Origin of the sequence: Saccharothrix sp. 6-C (genome assembly GCF_016695385.1) — a bacterium.
GTDB lineage: Bacteria > Actinomycetota > Actinomycetes > Mycobacteriales > Pseudonocardiaceae > Actinosynnema > Actinosynnema texasense.
Window position 1 is genome coordinate 470,274 of record NZ_CP064192.1, and the last position, 15,783, is coordinate 486,056.

Below are 15,783 nucleotides of genomic sequence, written 5' to 3' on the forward strand. Positions count from 1 at the left end.
CGAGTACACTCGCGCCTCGTGATTCGCCTCGAACACGTGTCCAAGGTCTACAAGAGCTCCGCGCGTCCCGCGCTCGACAACGTCTCGGTCGAGATGGACAAGGGTGAGTTCGTGTTCCTCATCGGGCCTTCCGGTTCCGGGAAGTCCACGTTCCTGCGGCTCCTGCTGCGGGAGGAAGTGCCCAGCAAGGGCCGCGTGTACGTGTCGAACTTCGACGTGGCCAAGATGTCCCGGCGCCGGGTCCCCCGCCTGCGCCAGTCCATCGGCTGCGTGTTCCAGGACTTCCGGCTGCTGACCAACAAGACCGTGGCGGAGAACGTCGCGTTCGCGTTGGAGGTGATCGGCAAGCCGCGCAACACCATCGTGAAGGTGGTGCCCGAGGTGCTGCAGCTGGTCGGCCTCGACGGCAAGGCCGACCGGATGCCGCACGAGCTCTCCGGTGGTGAGCAGCAGCGGGTGGCGATCGCCCGCGCGTTCGTCAACCGGCCGCTGGTGCTGCTGGCCGACGAGCCGACCGGGAACCTGGACCCCGACACCAGCCAGGACATCATGTTGCTGCTGGAGCGGATCAACCGCACCGGCACGACGGTGGTGATGGCGACCCACGACCACTCCATCGTCGACTCCATGCGCCGCCGCGTGGTCGAGCTGGACAACGGCCGAATCATCCGCGACGACGCGCGGGGTGTTTACGGCGTGGGCCGCTGAGCCCGAGGCCGCCGGACCCCCTCATCCCCCGACCCTGAGGAACGTTCCCCCCGATGCGTACCAGCTTCGTGTTCAGCGAGGTCGTCACCGGCCTGCGCCGGAACGTCACGATGACCATCGCGATGATCCTCACGACCGCGATCTCGCTCTTCCTGCTCGGTGTCGGCCTGCTGGTCGTCAACATGGTGGGCAAGATGCAGGACGACTACCTCGGCCAGCTCGAGGTGGCGGTCATGCTCACCAACGACATCAGCGTGAACGACAAGGACTGCACGCAGCAGCCCTGCTCGAGCCTGCGCAGCCAGCTGGAGACCACGTCCGGGGTCGAGACGGTCGTCTACGAGAACCGCGACAAGGGCTTCGAGCGGTTCAAGAAGGTCTTCGAGTCGCAGCCGGAGCTGGCGAAGCTGGCCCGCCCCGAGGCGATCCCGGCGATGTTCCGGGTCAAGCTGGAGGACGCGCAGCGGTCCGACGTGATCGTGCAGGCGTTCACCGGCAAGGCGGGCGTCAAGAAGGTCGACGACCAGCGCGAGGACCTGGACCGGCTGTTCGGCTTCCTCAACGGCGTGCGCGACGCGGCCCTGGCGCTGGCGCTGCTCCAGGCGTTCGCCGCGCTGATGTTGATCTCCAACACGATCCAGGTATCGGCGTTCACCCGGCGCACTGAGGTCGGCATCATGCGGCTGGTCGGCGCCACCCGCTGGTACACCCAGCTGCCGTTCCTCATCGAGGCGGTGGTCGCCGGCGTGATCGGCGCCGTCGCCTCGATCGGGTTGCTCGTGGTGACGAAGCTCTTCCTGCTCAACCGGGTGCTCGGCGAGCTGTTCGCGGCCAACATCATCCCGGAGGTGAGCATGGTGGAGATCCTCTTCCTCTCACCCATCCTGGTCGGTGTGGCGATCGCGATCTCGGCGCTGACCGGCTACGTCACGCTGCGTCTCTACGTGCGCTTGTAGGTTCCGGCTGCCGATAACCGCTGGCGCGCTCACGTAAGGTTCCGGTCATGGTCAAGGAACGCGGTCAGAAGGTGATCGCGTCGAACCGCAAGGCTCGGCACGACTACACCATCCTCGACACCTTCGAAGCCGGTGTCGTGCTCGTCGGCACCGAGGTGAAGAGCCTCCGCATGGGTCGGGCGTCCCTCGTGGACGCCTTCGGCCAGGTGGACGACGGCGAGATCTGGCTGCACGCGCTGCACATCCCGGAGTACGTGGCGGGCACCTGGACCAACCACGAGGTCCGCCGCAAGCGCAAGCTCCTGCTCCACAAGGGCGAGATCGAGCGGCTGATCGGCAAGACCAAGGAGAGCGGTCTGTCGCTGATCCCGCTGTCGATGTACTTCAAGGACGGGTACGTCAAGGTCGAACTGGCCCTGGCGCGCGGCAAGAAGTCCTACGACAAGCGGCAGGACCTCGCCAAGCGGGACGCGGAGCGGGAGATCCAGAAGGCGCACGGCCGCGCGTTGAAGGGCCGCTACTGAACGGGCTGCCCGGCCTGGTCGACGTGCACGTGCACTTCATGCCGCAGCGCGTGCTGGACAAGGTGTGGGCGTTCTTCGACGAGGCGTCGCGGCACTACGGCGTCGACTGGTCGATCCGCTACCGGCTGCCCGAGGCCGAACGGCTGGCCGCGCTGCGGTCGTTCGGCGTGGTGGCGTTCGCGCCCCTGGTGTACCCGCACAAGCCGGGCATGGGCGAGTGGCTGACGGACTGGGCGCTGGACTTCGGGTCGCGGGTGGACGGCGCCGTGCCGACCGCGACGCTGTACCCGGAGCCGGGCGTCGAGGCGTACGTGTCGCGGGCGTTGTCGGCCGGCGCGCGGTGCTTCAAGGCGCACGTGCAGGTGGGCGGCTACGACCCGCGTGCCCTCGACGGCGCGTGGGGCCTGCTGGCCGAGGCCCGGGTGCCCGTGGTGGTGCACTGCGGGCACGGGCCCGTGCCGGGCGCGCACACCGGGCTGGACGTGTTCGAGGACGTGCTGCGGCGGCACCCGTCGCTGGTGGCGGTGCTGGCGCACGCCGGGATGCCCGACTACCTGGGCGCGTTGGACCTGGTCGCCCGGTACGACGGGGTGCACCTGGACACCACGATGGTGGGCGTGCCGTTCACCGAGGCGCGGGCGGCGCTGCCGGGTGACTGGGCGTCGCGGCTGGTCGACGTGGCCGACCGGGTGGTGCTCGGCTCCGACTTCCCGAACATCCCGTACGACTACTCGGCGCAGCTGGCCGCCATCGAGGGCTGGGCCGCCGCCGACGACCGGCTCGGCGAGCCGTTCCTACGGGCCGTGCTGCACGACAACGGGGCCAGGCTGCTCGGGCTCAACCCAGGTTGAGGTAGGCCAGGACGGCGCGCACCCGGCGGTGCTCGCTCGTGCTGGGCTCCAGGCCGAGCTTCGCGAAGATGTTGCCGACGTGCTTCTCCACCGCGCCGTCGGACACGACCAGCGAAGCCGCGATGGCGGCGTTCGACAGGCCCTCCGCCATCAGCCCGAGCACCTCGCGCTCACGCTGGGTGAGCGAGTCGACCGGGTTGCGCTTGGACCGGGCCATCAGCTGCGTGATGACCTCGTGGTCGATGCTCGTGCCGCCGTCGGCGACCCGGCGGACCGCGGCCACGAACTCCGCCACGTCCGCCACGCGTTCCTTGAGCAGGTAGCCGATGCCGTTCGCGCCGCCGGCCAGCAGCTCCACCGCGTACCGCTCCTCCACGTACTGCGAGAGGACCAGCACCGGCAGGTTCGGGATGCGCTTGCGCGCCTCGATCGCCGCCCGCAGGCCCTCGTCGGTGAACGTCGGTGGCATCCGCACGTCCACCAGGGCCAGGTCGGGGCGGTGCTCGTCGATCGCGGCGAGCAGCGCGCCACCGTCTTCCACCGCCGCGACCGTCTCGATGCCCTCGTCGGCCAGCAGGCGTTGCACACCCACCCGCAGGAGGACCGAGTCCTCCGCGATCACCACGCGCACGGCAGCTCCGTCCGGATCACGGTCGGCCCGCCGATCGGGCTCACCACGACGACCACGCCGTCAATCGTCGCAGCCCGGTCCGCCAGGCCCGCGAGGCCACCACCCGGGCGCACCTCCGCGCCTCCGCGACCGTCGTCGGTGACCTCCACCACCACGGAGTTCGCCGTGCGGGACACCTTCACGTGCGCCCGGGTCGCGCCGGAGTGCTTCGCGACGTTGGTCAGCGTCTCGGCGACGGTGAAGTACGCGGTGCTCTCCACGGCTGTCGGCGGGCGCGGCTCGACGTCCACCTCCACCTCGACCGGGATCGGGGACCGCGCGGCCAGCGACGACAGCGCCGCGTCCAACCCGCGGTCGCCCAGCACCGACGGGTAGATGCCGCGGGCCAGGTCGCGCAGCTCGGAGATGGCGAGCTTGGCGTCCGCGTGCGCCTCGGCGATCAGCTCGCGCGCGCCGTCCGGGTCCGACTCCATCTTGCTGCGCGCCCGGCCGAGGCCCATGGCCACGGCGACCAGGCGCTGCTGCGCGCCGTCGTGCAGGTCGCGTTCGATGCGCCGGCGTTCCGCCTCGGCCGCCTCCACGCCCCGGGCCCGGCTGGCCGACAGCTGCTCCGCCTTGGCCGACAGCACGCCGTAGCGCGACGGGCCGAGCAGGGACTGGGCGAGCAGCGCGTGACCCCGGCCGAGGGCCTTGAGCACCCGGTACGACAGGACGCCGAACAGCAGGCCCAGGACGCTGACCGGGATCGCGCTGGCGAAGGAGTCGATCAGCCACACGTTGCCCGCGCTGAACGTGACCTCCCACGTCATCGGCAGCCAGTGCAGGTAGAACGGCAGGAGCACGGTGGCCGCGACGACCGCCCACAGCGTCACCGTGAGCGCGAACTCGAACACGCCCAGCGGCAGCATGATCAACCAGTAGGCCAGGTCGCGCCACGTCGCCGGGTCCTTCGCGATGGCCTTCGCGCGGGCGGTCGCGCCCTCGGGCAGCGCCCGGTACGGCCGGGGGATGTCCACGCCGAGGGTCGCCCGCAACCAGGACCGCTCGGCCGTCGCCGCGCCGCGCGCCACGGTCAGCGTCAGCACGCCGAGGGGCACGCCGACCCAGATCACCGCGGTGCCGATGCTCACCGCGCCCAACGCCACCAGCAGGACGAACCAGAAGAGCCCGGTGACCAGGTTCAGCAGGAAGTACCCGCTGACCCGGCCGATGTTCGGGTTGACCCGCGTCGTCATGTCCCCCACCTTCACGCCCGATGTTGCCCCGACCAGCATCGCTCGAACGGGTGGTCGGGACCATCAGGTCCGCCGGTCGGCGAGGGGTGGGGACAGCCCTACCAACGTAATGGGAATGAACCGGGGACGGCGGGGGGTTATGCTGTGCGGGAGCAGTACCTCACGACACGGGGGTGAACGGTTTCGACTTTGTGCGTTGATTCAAGGGAAGCGTGCCGGTGCAGGCGAGAGACCACCGTAAGCGTCATCGCAAACCAATAAGCGCCGAGTCTAACGACCAGCGCGCGTTCGCCCTCGCCGCCTGAGGCTAGGAGCGACGCTGTCGGCCCGGAGGAGCCTCCGCTCCGGTCGCCGGCATCAGCTAGGAGGCTCACCGCCGTCCCCGGCCACGGGGGACGGTCGGGACACCCACAGTGGCTGGGCTCATCACGGTGACTTGTCCGCGTGATCACCGGGGCCGAGTAGAGATGTAGCGGACTGCGCACGGAGAAGCCTTGATGATGCGGCAGAGGACCCGGGTTCGATTCCCGGCACCTCCACTCGCTCTGGGCGAGGTGCGTCCGCGGAACGCGCGGACCACCTCGCTCGTCGTTTTTCCGGGGGTGCGAGGGGCGGATCCGCTGCGGCCCAGAGGTGGTGCGAGGGGTGGATCGGTGCGGCTCGCAGGTGGTGTGAGGGCGGATCGGTGCGGCTCGCAGGTGGTGTGAGGTGTGGTTCGTGGCGGCCGGGGTGGGGGCATCAGGGTCGCCGGTCGCAGCGCCCGGCGGCGGCGTTCAGCTCGGCGCGCAGGTGTTCGGCCTGCTGCTGCGCTCGGGTCCGGAGCCGGGCGAGTTCCGCGTAGTGGCGGGAGTACGGCTCCTGGTGGTCGCGCAGCCAGCCGGCCACGGGGTCGCGACGAAGCTGCAGGGTGATCACGTAGATGCGTTCCCGCGTCGACAGCAGGTCGCGGGCGAGGTCGCGGGCTCGCGCCAGGTGCGGGGCCCGGGTCGACAGCAGGCGCCTCGCCATCATCAACGCCGGCACGTGACGCGAGGGCTGCCGGGAGCGCAGGCGTGACAGGCCGGTCGCGTGCGACAGGTCGACGGCGGTGGTCCGCTGCCCGTCCGGGGCGAGCATCCGGCCGAGCACGTGGGCGAGCTTGTGCTCCTCGCCGCGGAAGCGGGCGGCCCTCGCGTGCTGCCACCGGGCCCGCCAGGAGCACGACCAGTTGCGGGTGGCGGTCGTCGCGAGGTTCACGAGGTACTCGCGCCGGGCCTTCCCGGTCAGTTCGAGCAACTGGCCGCGCATCTCCTCCAGCCACAGGTCGACGCGGTCGTGCGGGAACCCGGCGGCGACGACCGTGAGCACCCAGTGGCCACTTCTCCGGTGCAGGGCGCGGACGCGGTGCCACAGGACCAGGCCGAGGGTGGCGAGCGACCAGAGGAACGACGACCCGAGCCCGACGGCCACGGGCACCCACGGCGAATCGCTCAGCGTCGTGCCGATCGCCACCCCCAGCGGAAGGGCGGCCAGGGACGCGAGCCGGAGGCACCGCTGCACCTCTTGGTTCACCGGCTGTTCCGCGCCTGCTGTGCGCTCTTCGCGGTCGGCCTCGGCACCCGAGGCTCGGGCCTGAGCAGGCGAACCAGTTCGGCCAGGCGCTGCCACGGTTCGTCGCGTCGGGCGCAGATCGCGAAGGCGAAGACGCCGGCGCCCCCGACCGCGAGCACGAGCAACGCCGTGGTGAGCGACCACGACAGGCCGGTGGACAGCGTCGTCACGGCGAGGCCGCCGAGTGCCAGCTGCCCCGGCAGGCGGGCGCCCCGGGGTAACCCCGCTCCCGCGGGGGATCGGCGGCGCTGAGGGGTGGTCATCGTGGGGTTTACCTCGGGAGAAGTGAAATATCGGTGCGGGTGCTGGACAACCGTCTAGCGTGGTCAGACTTTATGTCCTAAGTCTTTCTCATCATAGGGTCGTCACTCGAAAGTGTGGCGCGCTGTATTGGCAGGACCGCCGGTCGCGAACCGCGAGCGGCTCGTGTTCCCATGAGGTGGCGTTCGCGAACACGGTGGCTGGTCCATCCGTGTGGCGGCGCGTGTCGGCTTCGTGCTATGCCGGTCACAGCGCTAGGCCGTTCACCCAGTTGGGCTGCACTGAAGGGTGGTTCGACGCACACCACTGTGTCCAGGTGCGGCTAGGCCATATAGGGTTCACCCCGTGCCAGCACTGCGGATGACTGTTCAAACGCAGGCAGTCCTTCACACCCTCCTCGCCGATCCCACGGCTGAGTTGTACGGGCTCGAGATCGCTGAACGCACGAATCTGTTGCCTGGAAGCACCTATCCGATCCTCACCAGGCTGCTCGACGCCGGATGGATTGAGGATCGATGGGAAGAGGTCGATCCGCACGACGAGCGAAGACCGCGTCGGCGCTACTACCGCCTGACCGAGGACGGTGCGGCATCGGCTCGCGAAGCACTTCGCAAAACGACGAAGAGCCTGGCTGAATCGCTTCCGATCTGGAACGCCACGGTCGAGGGCACTTCGTAGTCCGACTCGCGGGTCGGCGGGCACCCTAGCCACCTCCCCGGGCGAGTGCCCGAACAATCAGCTCGTGCACCGTCGACGTGGTGTGCCCGATCTCCAGCAGCAAGGCTGCTTCGTGCGCCGTGCAGCGGCGGTAAGGCGCGGCGGGCCGCAGTTGCGTCTGCTCCTCTAGGAAATCACGGCACCGGTCCTTCAACCATTTCGCCCGGCTGACGAGTTCCGGGTGCCGGCGTTCGCTGACGAAATGGTCGAGCAACCAGGCGTTGCGGCGCAACGTCGAGCACCGCGCCTTCAGCCGGTACCACCGTCGTTCGTCGGTCGGCCAGATCGGCGCCGGTGACTGGAACGCGACGTCGACCGGCCCGAGTCGCCACCTGACCGCGGACAGGACCACTCGCTCCACGGCACCGTGCAAGGGGTCGATCTTCGTCACCGCCGAGACCGCCCACGTCGTGCCGAGGAGGCTCGGCAACGAGCGGATGACGTCCGTGGTCAACTCTTTTCGGGTGGCGGGGCTGAGCGTCGCGAACTGTTGTTCCAGTTCCGGGACCCAGAGGATTGCTTCTCGCCTGGGCAGCAGCGGGGCGAGGAGCAGCAGGGTCAGGCGGTGATTCGCCGCCGGGTACAGGCGCAGTACCCGCACCAGTCGCACCGCGTAGACGACTGCGCTCAGCACTCCGAGCAGGAGAAGGGTCGCCGGCACCGGGACGGGCGAGGTCGACTGCGGTTCGTGCGGAAATCCACCGGCGATGCCGGCAAGCAGGCCGACGCCTGCCGCGCCACTCGTCAAGGCAAGCGCCGTTCGTACTCCGGCTGCCATTCGACGACCGGGCGCGGTCCTTTTCCTCGGCCGCTCGCCACCCACAGCCCATATGCGCTGGCCCGGTACAGCAGCGGACTGCGAAGTCGCACATCATGCTCGTCGGGGCGGCTCCAGCGCGATAAGACCCATCTTTTCTTCCTGAGCGTCACCAATGCGACGTGGGTCCGAGCCGGCCCCATTCCTGCCTGGCCGGCGAGGAATCTGGCCGTCATCTCCCGGTTCGGGGCCGCGGCGAGCACGTCGAGAACACGACGGGCAGCTCTCCGGCGTTGCCAGAACATGAGCAAACTCTACCTATTCGGTGACTGATGTACTCAATATAGGTTAGCCGTTCACCCGACAGGATGATTTCACGACGAATGGGACCTGCCGGGCTGAATGATCCGGGCACGGCGTGTCGCCGTGACGCTGTTATCAAGCATGCCTGACGCAGGGAGGTGTGGTCTGCCGCCGGGCGGTCCTCGTCGGCGAGCGGACTCGCGGCTGCGCCGAGTGGCCCGCGCTGTTCGGTCCAACCGATGGGTGAAGGTCGGCGACCTCGATATCGCCTCGGCACACGCTGAGATTTCCGTTGTCCGGCCCGAATGGAATGACAACGCTGTCATATCACTCGGAAGAGTGATACGACAGCGATTGTCGGACGGACTTCGATTGCCGTTATGTGCGGCGTTCTACTCTGGGTAGGACTCGTGCGGCCGTTCGGGGTGTGCCGCTTGTCGGCGGAGGTGATCCGCTTGGCGAAGTCGACCGCCGGCGAGGTATCCACCGGACGGTCGGGCCGGGTGGTGTCAGCGGTCGGCCAGGTAGCTGTTGACCAGGGTGGCGACCATGGCCGGGTCTTCCCGGGTCATGGCGTGGGTGGTGTCCACGTGGACGACTTCGACGTTCGGCGGCAAGGTCGGGAGGTCGCGGGCCAGGCCCTGTCGGTACGGCTCGAACAAGGGGTGGCCGGGCAGCGGCCTGGTGGCCAGGGCCAGCAGCATCGGGCAGTGGAGGCCGCGGAAGACGTCGAAGCAGTCGAGGTCTTCCAAGGCCTGTTGCAGGTCGGGTTGGCCGTAGGCGCGGAACAATTCGCGCAGCGTTGCGATTTCTTCCGCAACGGCGTCGGGGTGTAGGTAGCGCTGCGCTTGGGTTGGCACGCCGTGGCCGTCGAGGTTGATCACGGCCGGGCACTCCGGGTGCCTGCTGCCCCACAGCGCGGCGACCATGCCGCCCAGCGACATGCCGAGCACGGCGGGGTTGTCGGTGGCGTGCGGTTCGATCCGGTCCAGGACCGAGTCCCAGTCCCACGGGCCGGTCAGCGGTAAGGCGACGACCTCGTGCACGCCGCCCATCGCCGCGATCACCTCGTCCCAGTCCGCCGGCGAACCGCCCGCGCCGTGCAGTGCCAGCACCTTCATCCGCCCAACCTCGCTCGTACCGAGGCGACGGTCACGCCGCCGCCGTCCGCGTTCCGCTCCAACTTGCCGCGCCGCACCAGGTCGTGGACGCCCTGCTTGGTGACGCCGAGCATCGCGCCGGCGACCGAGTACGACACCGCCCGCGCCGCCGGGTGACCCATCCGCCGCGCCACGACCTGGCCGAGCGGTGTGCGCCACCAGTCGGCGGGCGGGTCGAACGGCTCGTCACCGGGGTACAGCGCGCCGACGAGCCGCGCGATGGCGTGCACGGCCGCCGCGTCGTCGTCGCCCCGCATGGCCGCGGCCATGCGTCGTGCCACCTCGTCGGCCCGGGACGGCAGGTCGCCGACGTCGTCGAAGAGGATCTCCAACGGGTCGAGCAGCCGCGTGCGGATGATCGTGGCGATCTGTTCGGCGAGCACTCGCGTCACCTCCTTGACGGCTATCGTCAAGTACTTGACGCATCCCGTCAAGTAGCTAGCGGCGGGCCGGGTGGGCGGTCAGCGGGTCCTCCGGCCAGCGGTGCTTCGGGTAGCGGCCCCGCAGTTCCGAGCGGACCCGCGGGTAGCCCGTCCGCCAGAACGACGCCAGGTCCCCGGTGACGGCGGTCGGCCGACCCGCGGGGGAGAGCAGGTGCAGCACGACCGGCACGCGGCCGTCGGCCAGGCGCGGGGTCTCGGTCCAGCCGAACACCTCCTGCACCTTCACCGGCAGCGCCGGCTCGGACCCGGAGTAGTCCACCCGGATGCGTGAACCCGAAGGCACTTCCAGCCGGTCCGGCGCGAGCTCGTCGAACCGCGCGGCGGCGGGCCAGGGCAGCAGCCGGCGCACGACCTGCTCGCCGCTGATGCGGGCCAGGTCCGCCTTGCGGCGCGCGTCACCCACGTCGACCACGGCGAGCAGCGCGTCGTCGTCCACCGACGGCCACGGGTCGCCGATCACGCGGTGCAGGAACGCCATCCGCTCCCGCGTGCGCAGCCCGTCCGCGTCCCACCGCAGGAGACCCACGCCTTCCGCGCGCAAGCCGTCCAGGAGCGCGGCGCGGATGGCCTCGCGGTCCTGCAACGGTTTGCTGGACAACGTGATCGCGCCCAGCTTGCGCAGCCGGTTCGCCACCACGTCACCGTCCCACCGCACGTCGTCCTCGACGGCCAGCAGGGACGACGCGGCGGTCACCGCCAGCTCCTCGTCGGCGCGCGCGGCCAGGCGGATGCGGCCGTGCGCGCGGCCCGCCTCGCGGTCGGCGACGGCCACGGCGAGCCACTCGGCGTCGGCCAACCCGCTGCCCGGCGGCAGCTCCACCGCCGTGCCGCCGGCCATCAGGTACACCGGGGAACCGGGGGAACGCCTGCGCGCCAACCGCTCCGGGTAGGCGAGGGCGACCACGAGGGCCGGGTCGCCGTGACCCGTGCCCTCGACCATCGCGGCCAGGCGGCGGACCTCCCGCGGGTCGGCGTCACGGGTCGACAGCTCGACCCCGGAACTGGCCCGGTCGTCGTCCAGCAGGGCCACCACCTCGGCGGCCTTGCGCGCCCCCACGGCCGCCGCGCCGTCCAACAACGCCCGAGCCAGCCGGGGGTGCAGGCCGAGGTCGGCCATCCGGCGGCCCCGATCGGTCGCGCCACCGTCCGGGTCCAACGCGCCGAGCGCGCGCAGCACCGAACGGCCCGCGTCCAGCGCACCCGGCGGCGGCGCGTCCCACCAGCCGAGGCCGGTCCCGTCCGGCACGCCCCAGCAAGCCAGCTCGAGGGCCAGCCGGGTCAGGTCGGCGGTGCGGATCTCCGGCTCCGGGTAGCGAGGCAGCGTGCTGTGCTCGTGCGCGGGCCAGCACCGGTAGACCTTGCCGGGCGCCTCACGTCCCGCCCGGCCCGCGCGCTGGTCGGCCACCGCCGCGCTGACCCGGACCGTGGCCAGGCCCGACAGCCCGCGCCGGTGGTCGACCCGCGGCACCCGGGACAACCCGGAGTCCACGACGGCGCGCACACCCGGCACGGTCAGGCTCGACTCGGCGATCGCGGTGGCCAGCACGACCCGCCGCCGGGCGCCCGGGCGCAACGCGTCGTCCTGCGCGGTGGTGGTGAGGCGACCGTGCAGCGGCAGCACGTCCACGTCGTCGCCGAGCAGCGCGGCACAGCGCCGGATCTCCGCCACGCCCGGCAGGAACGCCAGCACGTCACCGTCCACTTCGGACAAGGCTTGGCGGATGGCGCGGGATGCGGTGGCTTCGACCCGTTCCCGGCGCGCCGGCGGGGTGTGGACCACGTCGACCGGGAACGTCCGCGCCTCGACCCGGATGACCGGCGCGTCGCCGAGCAGGTGCGCCAGCCGCTCGGCCGCCACGGTCGCGGACGTGGCCAGCAGCCTGAGGTCCGGCCGCAGCCCGGCGCGGGCGTCGAGCAGCAACGCCAGCAGCAGGTCCGCGTCCAGGTGCCGCTCGTGGCACTCGTCCAGCAGCACCGTGCCGACACCCGCCAGCTCCGGGTCGTGCTGCAACCGCCGCACCAGCAGACCGGAGGTGACCACCTCGACCCGCGTGTGCCGGGACGTCTTGCGGTCACCGCGCACCGAGTAGCCGACGGTCTGCCCCACCGGTTCGCCGAGCAGGCTCGCCATCCGCGCGGCGGCGGCGCGGGCGGCCAGCCGGCGCGGTTCGGCCACGACCACGCGACCGTCCAGCGCCAACGGCACCAACGTCGTCTTGCCCGTGCCCGGCGGCGCGACCAGCACCGCCGAGCCGTGCGCGGTCAGCGTGGCCGCGATCTCGCCGAGCAGCGGGCGGATCGGCAGGTTCGGCAGTTCCACGGCCCCAGTGTTGTGCCACTGTGGACCCATGGGGAAATGGGGTGTCCTCGGCGCGACGGTGGCCCTGGCCCGCGCGGCCGTGACGATCAAGGTGTGGCAGGAGGTCGAACGGCTGCCCGCGACGCAGGTGGACGCCGGTCCGGTGACCGTCGTCGTGCCCGCCCGCGACGAGGAGCACACGATCGACCGGTGCCTCACCGGCCTGCGCCGGCAGGACCACGCGGACCTGCGGATCGTGGTCGTCGACGACGCGTCCACCGACCGGACCGCCGAGATCGTGCGGCGGCACGCCTCGGAGGACCCGCGCGTGCGGCTGGTCAGCAGCTCCGGGCCGCCCTCCGGCTGGGCGGGCAAGGTGCACGCGCTGCACGTGGGCACCGCCGACGCCGACACCGACTGGCTGCTGTTCGTGGACGCCGACACCGAGGCCGCGCCCGACCTGGTCGGCAGGCTCCTCGCGGGCGCCCGGCGCGACGACCTCGACCTGGTGTCCACCTCCGGGCGCGGGGCCCAGCCGAGCGCCGGCTGGTGGCTGCTGCTGCCGCCGGTGAACCAGCTGCTGTTCGAGACGACGACCGTGGACGGGCGGCGCGGCATGGCGCTGGCCGTCGGGCACTGCATCCTGGTCCGCCGCGCGGCCTACGAACGGGCGGGCGGCTGGGCCGCGATCGCCGGGTCGCGGGCCGACGACGTCGGCTTCGCCACGCTGGTCCGCGACACCGGCGGCCGGACGCGGTACGTGGACGGCGGGGACTCGCTGGTCACGTCGGGCCTGGACACGTTCGGCGGCACGTGGGCGTCGATGCGCAAGAGCATGGTCGCCGGCACCTCCCTGTACGCGAAAGGGCCGGCCGGCGCGTTCCTGTCGCTCGGGTCGACCGGTCTCGCGCACATCGCGTACGGGGTCGTGCCGGTGGTGACGGCGTTGCGCGGGTCGAAGCGCGGGATGCTGGCGTGGCTCGGCCAGTCCCTCGCCGAGTGGATCTTCCTGCGGCGGTCCCGGCAGCCCCAGCCGGCGGCCGTGCTCGCGCCGCTGGCCTACGTCACGTTCGGCGTCCTGTCGCTGGACGCGGCGTGGCGGGCGTTGCGCGGCACCACGAAGTGGAAGGGCCGGGACGTGCGAGGCTGACGTCGTGGTTGACCCGCTGCGCGATCCCGACGACCCCGACCTGCTGGACCCGTACCGGGCCCGTGACCTGGCCGGACTGGTGGAAACCGCCCGCCTGGCCGCGGGCGCCGTCCGGTACGGCAAGGTCGGCCGCGTCGGCGTGGCCCAGGTGGTGGTCAACCGGGACAACCCGCTGCCCGGCGGCAACCACGCGTGCGGCGTGTACGGGTCGTCGGCCGAGGTCGCGGGCACCCTGATGCGGCTGGAGCAGACGTTCGCCGACGTGGGGCGCGCCGAGGCGGTGCTGTACGCGTCGCCGACCACGGTCGCCGAGATCGAGGGCATCGCCGACGACACCGGGTGGCACGCGGTGGAAGAGTCGTTGGCCGTCGTGCACCGGGGAGGCGCGCGGCGGTCGCCGCTCGTGCGGCCGGCGTCGGACGCGGACCTGCCCGGCATCGCCGAGCTGCTGGCCGACGACCTGGGCGTGGACGGGCCGAGGCTGCTGCGGCACCTCGGGCAACGGCTGGACGACCCGCGGTGCGCGTTCGTCGTGGTCGACGACGGCGACCGGGTCGGCGGGTTCGCGTCCGGGTTCGGCGAGCGCCGGATCGGGCTCGTCGAGCACGCCGTCGTGCGGCCCGCGCGCCGTCGTCGCGGCCTGGGCAAGGCGCTGGTCGACGGCGTGGTCGTCGAACTGCGGCAGGCCGGCGCGATGCTGGTGGCCTCGCACGTGGCCGAGGGCGGCGCGGGGGAGCGGTTCGTCGAGGCGTGCGGCTTCGAGGTCTGCTACCCGGTGACGGCCTATGCGCGCAGGGTGGACGAACTCCTCGATTGAGTAATCGGTTGCCGGAGCGCATATCCTTAGCACAGCTAACGGAGATCGGAAGGGGCGCACAGTGCTGGGGACCGGGTCCGACGTGAAGGTCAAGCCCCGGCTACCCGGCGAGGTGTGGGTGCTCGTCGTGGCGAGCTTCATCATCGCCCTCGGGTTCGGCATCGTGGCGCCCGTCCTGCCCGCGTACGCCAAGAGCTTCGACGTCGGCACCTTCGCCGTGTCCGCCGTCGTCAGCTCGTTCGCCCTGGTCAGACTGCTGTTCGCGCCGATGAGCGGCCGCCTGGTCAACCGGTTCGGCGAGACGTGGGTCTACATCGTCGGCATCCTCATCGTCGCCGTCGGCACCGGCGCGTGCGGCTTCGCCACCGCGTACTGGCAGCTCATCGTGTTCCGGTCGTTCGCGGGCATCGGGTCGACCATGTTCACCGTCGCCGCCGTCGGCCTGCTGATCCGCATCACCCCCGCGCCCATGCGGGGCCGGGCGTCCGGGCTGTGGGCGACCGGGTTCCTGCTCGGCAACATCGGCGGCCCGATCGTCGGCGCGGCACTCGTCGAGATCTCCATCCAGGTGCCGTTCGTCACGTACGCGGCGGCGCTCGTGGTGGCCGCGCTGTTCGTGTGGTGGTTCCTGCGCCGGTCCACGCTCGCCGCCGCGCTGGACAAGTCCATCGAACAGGAGTCCATGCCCGTGCGGGCGGCCGTGCGGCTGTCGGCGTACCGGGCGGCGCTGGCCTCGGGGTTCGCCAACGGCTGGGCCGTGTTCGGCGTGCGGATCTCGCTGGTGCCGCTGTTCGTGGTGGAAGCGCTGCACAGCACACCCGCCATCGCCGGCATCTCGCTGTCGGTGTTCGCGGCCGGCAACGCCGCCGTGCTGATGATCTCCGGGAAGCTCTCCGACACGATCGGCCGCAAACCCGTCGGCATCGCGGGGCTCGCGGTGTCCGCGGTGGGCACGGTGTGGCTCGGGTTCAGCGTCGGCGTGCCGATGTTCATGGTGGCGTCCCTCGTCGCGGGTATCGGCGCCGGACTGCTCAACCCGCCGCAGAACGCCGTCGTGGCCGACGTGATCGGGACGAAGGCCAAGGGCGGGCCGGTGCTGGCGGCGTTCCAGATGGTCGCCGACTGCGGCGCGATCGTCGGACCGCTGCTCGCCGGCGTGCTGGTCGACCAGTTCTCGTACCAGGCGGCGTTCACCCTGACGGGTGCCATGGCCGCGGTGGCGATGGTCTTCTGGCTGTTCGCGCCCGAGACCCTGCCGAAGACCGAGGAGACGCACGTCGCATCGGAAGTGGCCGGTGAGTCGGGGTGCCTCGACGAGGGCCCCGAGGTGCCCGTCGGCGAGCGCGTGGCCGGTCGTCCGCGTCAACCGGACGCGTGAGCG

General features: G+C 71.3%; 16 protein-coding genes and 1 other RNA gene. 9 read left to right on the forward strand and 8 right to left on the reverse strand.

Annotated elements, in window-relative coordinates:
- Window positions 1–18: 18 nt before the first annotated feature.
- From ftsE to IOD16_RS02260, 4 genes are read left to right on the forward strand one after another with little or no spacing between them, the layout of a single operon-like run.
- Window positions 19–708 carry a cell division ATP-binding protein FtsE gene (gene ftsE / locus IOD16_RS02245; RefSeq protein WP_123743906.1) on the forward strand — a complete coding sequence of 230 codons (690 nt, stop codon included), beginning with the start codon at window positions 19–21 and terminating at the stop codon, window positions 706–708.
- A gap of 53 nt (window positions 709–761) precedes the next feature.
- Window positions 762–1,664 (forward strand): permease-like cell division protein FtsX, encoded by a 903-nt coding sequence (gene ftsX, locus IOD16_RS02250; RefSeq protein ID WP_123743905.1) that lies wholly within the window; start codon window positions 762–764, stop codon window positions 1,662–1,664.
- 47 nt (window positions 1,665–1,711) lie between these two features.
- The gene (gene smpB, locus IOD16_RS02255) at window positions 1,712–2,188 is read left to right on the forward strand and encodes an SsrA-binding protein SmpB (protein WP_123743904.1); all 477 of its coding nucleotides are present in this window, start codon (window positions 1,712–1,714) and stop codon (window positions 2,186–2,188) included.
- A complete protein-coding gene (locus IOD16_RS02260) occupies window positions 2,185–3,039 on the forward strand; it encodes an amidohydrolase family protein (RefSeq protein ID WP_268957730.1) in 855 nt (284 codons plus the stop codon). The genes smpB and IOD16_RS02260 overlap by 4 nt, the downstream gene beginning before the upstream one ends.
- Here the strand turns inward: IOD16_RS02260 and IOD16_RS02265 are convergent.
- Together IOD16_RS02265 and IOD16_RS02270 are read right to left on the reverse strand one after the other, a co-directional pair.
- Complete coding sequence (locus IOD16_RS02265) at window positions 3,026–3,670, reverse strand: response regulator transcription factor (protein WP_201438684.1); 645 nt, start codon at window positions 3,668–3,670, stop codon at window positions 3,026–3,028. The two genes, IOD16_RS02260 and IOD16_RS02265, sit on opposite strands and share 14 nt — an antisense overlap.
- On the reverse strand, window positions 3,658–4,905 hold the full coding sequence (locus IOD16_RS02270) for a sensor histidine kinase (RefSeq protein ID WP_123743903.1): 1,248 nt from the start codon (window positions 4,903–4,905) through the stop codon (window positions 3,658–3,660). Before IOD16_RS02270 ends, IOD16_RS02265 begins: the two co-directional genes overlap by 13 nt.
- Window positions 4,906–5,074: 169 nt before the next feature.
- Between IOD16_RS02270 and ssrA the strand changes: the two genes are divergently transcribed.
- Window positions 5,075–5,447, forward strand: a transfer-messenger RNA (tmRNA) gene (ssrA, locus tag IOD16_RS02275).
- A 196-nt stretch (window positions 5,448–5,643) separates the two neighbouring features.
- Here the strand turns inward: ssrA and IOD16_RS02280 are convergent.
- The gene (locus IOD16_RS02280; protein ID WP_201438685.1) at window positions 5,644–6,456 is read right to left on the reverse strand and encodes a hypothetical protein; all 813 of its coding nucleotides are present in this window, start codon (window positions 6,454–6,456) and stop codon (window positions 5,644–5,646) included.
- Window positions 6,453–6,758 (reverse strand): hypothetical protein, encoded by a 306-nt coding sequence (locus tag IOD16_RS02285; protein WP_201438686.1) that lies wholly within the window; start codon window positions 6,756–6,758, stop codon window positions 6,453–6,455. The genes IOD16_RS02280 and IOD16_RS02285 overlap by 4 nt, the downstream gene beginning before the upstream one ends.
- A 343-nt stretch (window positions 6,759–7,101) precedes the next feature.
- Here IOD16_RS02285 and IOD16_RS02290 point away from each other — a divergent pair, with 343 nt between their 5' ends.
- On the forward strand, window positions 7,102–7,434 hold the full coding sequence (locus IOD16_RS02290; RefSeq protein ID WP_236594693.1) for a PadR family transcriptional regulator: 333 nt from the start codon (window positions 7,102–7,104) through the stop codon (window positions 7,432–7,434).
- A gap of 25 nt (window positions 7,435–7,459) precedes the next feature.
- On the opposite strand, the gene IOD16_RS02295 is transcribed toward IOD16_RS02290, so the two are convergent.
- The 4 genes from IOD16_RS02295 to hrpB form a co-directional block, all read right to left on the reverse strand.
- Window positions 7,460–8,221 (reverse strand): hypothetical protein, encoded by a 762-nt coding sequence (locus IOD16_RS02295; RefSeq protein ID WP_201438687.1) that lies wholly within the window; start codon window positions 8,219–8,221, stop codon window positions 7,460–7,462.
- An 821-nt stretch (window positions 8,222–9,042) separates the two neighbouring features.
- Complete coding sequence (locus IOD16_RS02300; protein WP_201438688.1) at window positions 9,043–9,654, reverse strand: alpha/beta fold hydrolase; 612 nt, start codon at window positions 9,652–9,654, stop codon at window positions 9,043–9,045.
- On the reverse strand, window positions 9,651–10,076 hold the full coding sequence (locus IOD16_RS02305; RefSeq protein ID WP_236594694.1) for a hypothetical protein: 426 nt from the start codon (window positions 10,074–10,076) through the stop codon (window positions 9,651–9,653). The genes IOD16_RS02300 and IOD16_RS02305 overlap by 4 nt, the downstream gene beginning before the upstream one ends.
- Before the next feature lie 55 nt (window positions 10,077–10,131).
- The gene (gene hrpB, locus IOD16_RS02310) at window positions 10,132–12,456 is read right to left on the reverse strand and encodes an ATP-dependent helicase HrpB (protein WP_201438690.1); all 2,325 of its coding nucleotides are present in this window, start codon (window positions 12,454–12,456) and stop codon (window positions 10,132–10,134) included.
- Window positions 12,457–12,484: 28 nt separating this feature from the next.
- Here hrpB and IOD16_RS02315 point away from each other — a divergent pair, with 28 nt between their 5' ends.
- The 3 genes from IOD16_RS02315 (at window position 12,485) to IOD16_RS02325 (ending at window position 15,780) form a co-directional block, all read left to right on the forward strand.
- A complete protein-coding gene (locus IOD16_RS02315; RefSeq protein WP_201438691.1) occupies window positions 12,485–13,585 on the forward strand; it encodes a glycosyltransferase in 1,101 nt (366 codons plus the stop codon).
- Window positions 13,586–13,589: 4 nt separating this feature from the next.
- The gene (locus tag IOD16_RS02320) at window positions 13,590–14,402 is read left to right on the forward strand and encodes a GNAT family N-acetyltransferase (protein WP_201438692.1); all 813 of its coding nucleotides are present in this window, start codon (window positions 13,590–13,592) and stop codon (window positions 14,400–14,402) included.
- 61 nt (window positions 14,403–14,463) lie between these two features.
- The gene (locus tag IOD16_RS02325) at window positions 14,464–15,780 is read left to right on the forward strand and encodes an MFS transporter (RefSeq protein WP_201438693.1); all 1,317 of its coding nucleotides are present in this window, start codon (window positions 14,464–14,466) and stop codon (window positions 15,778–15,780) included.
- Window positions 15,781–15,783 lie beyond the last annotated feature (3 nt).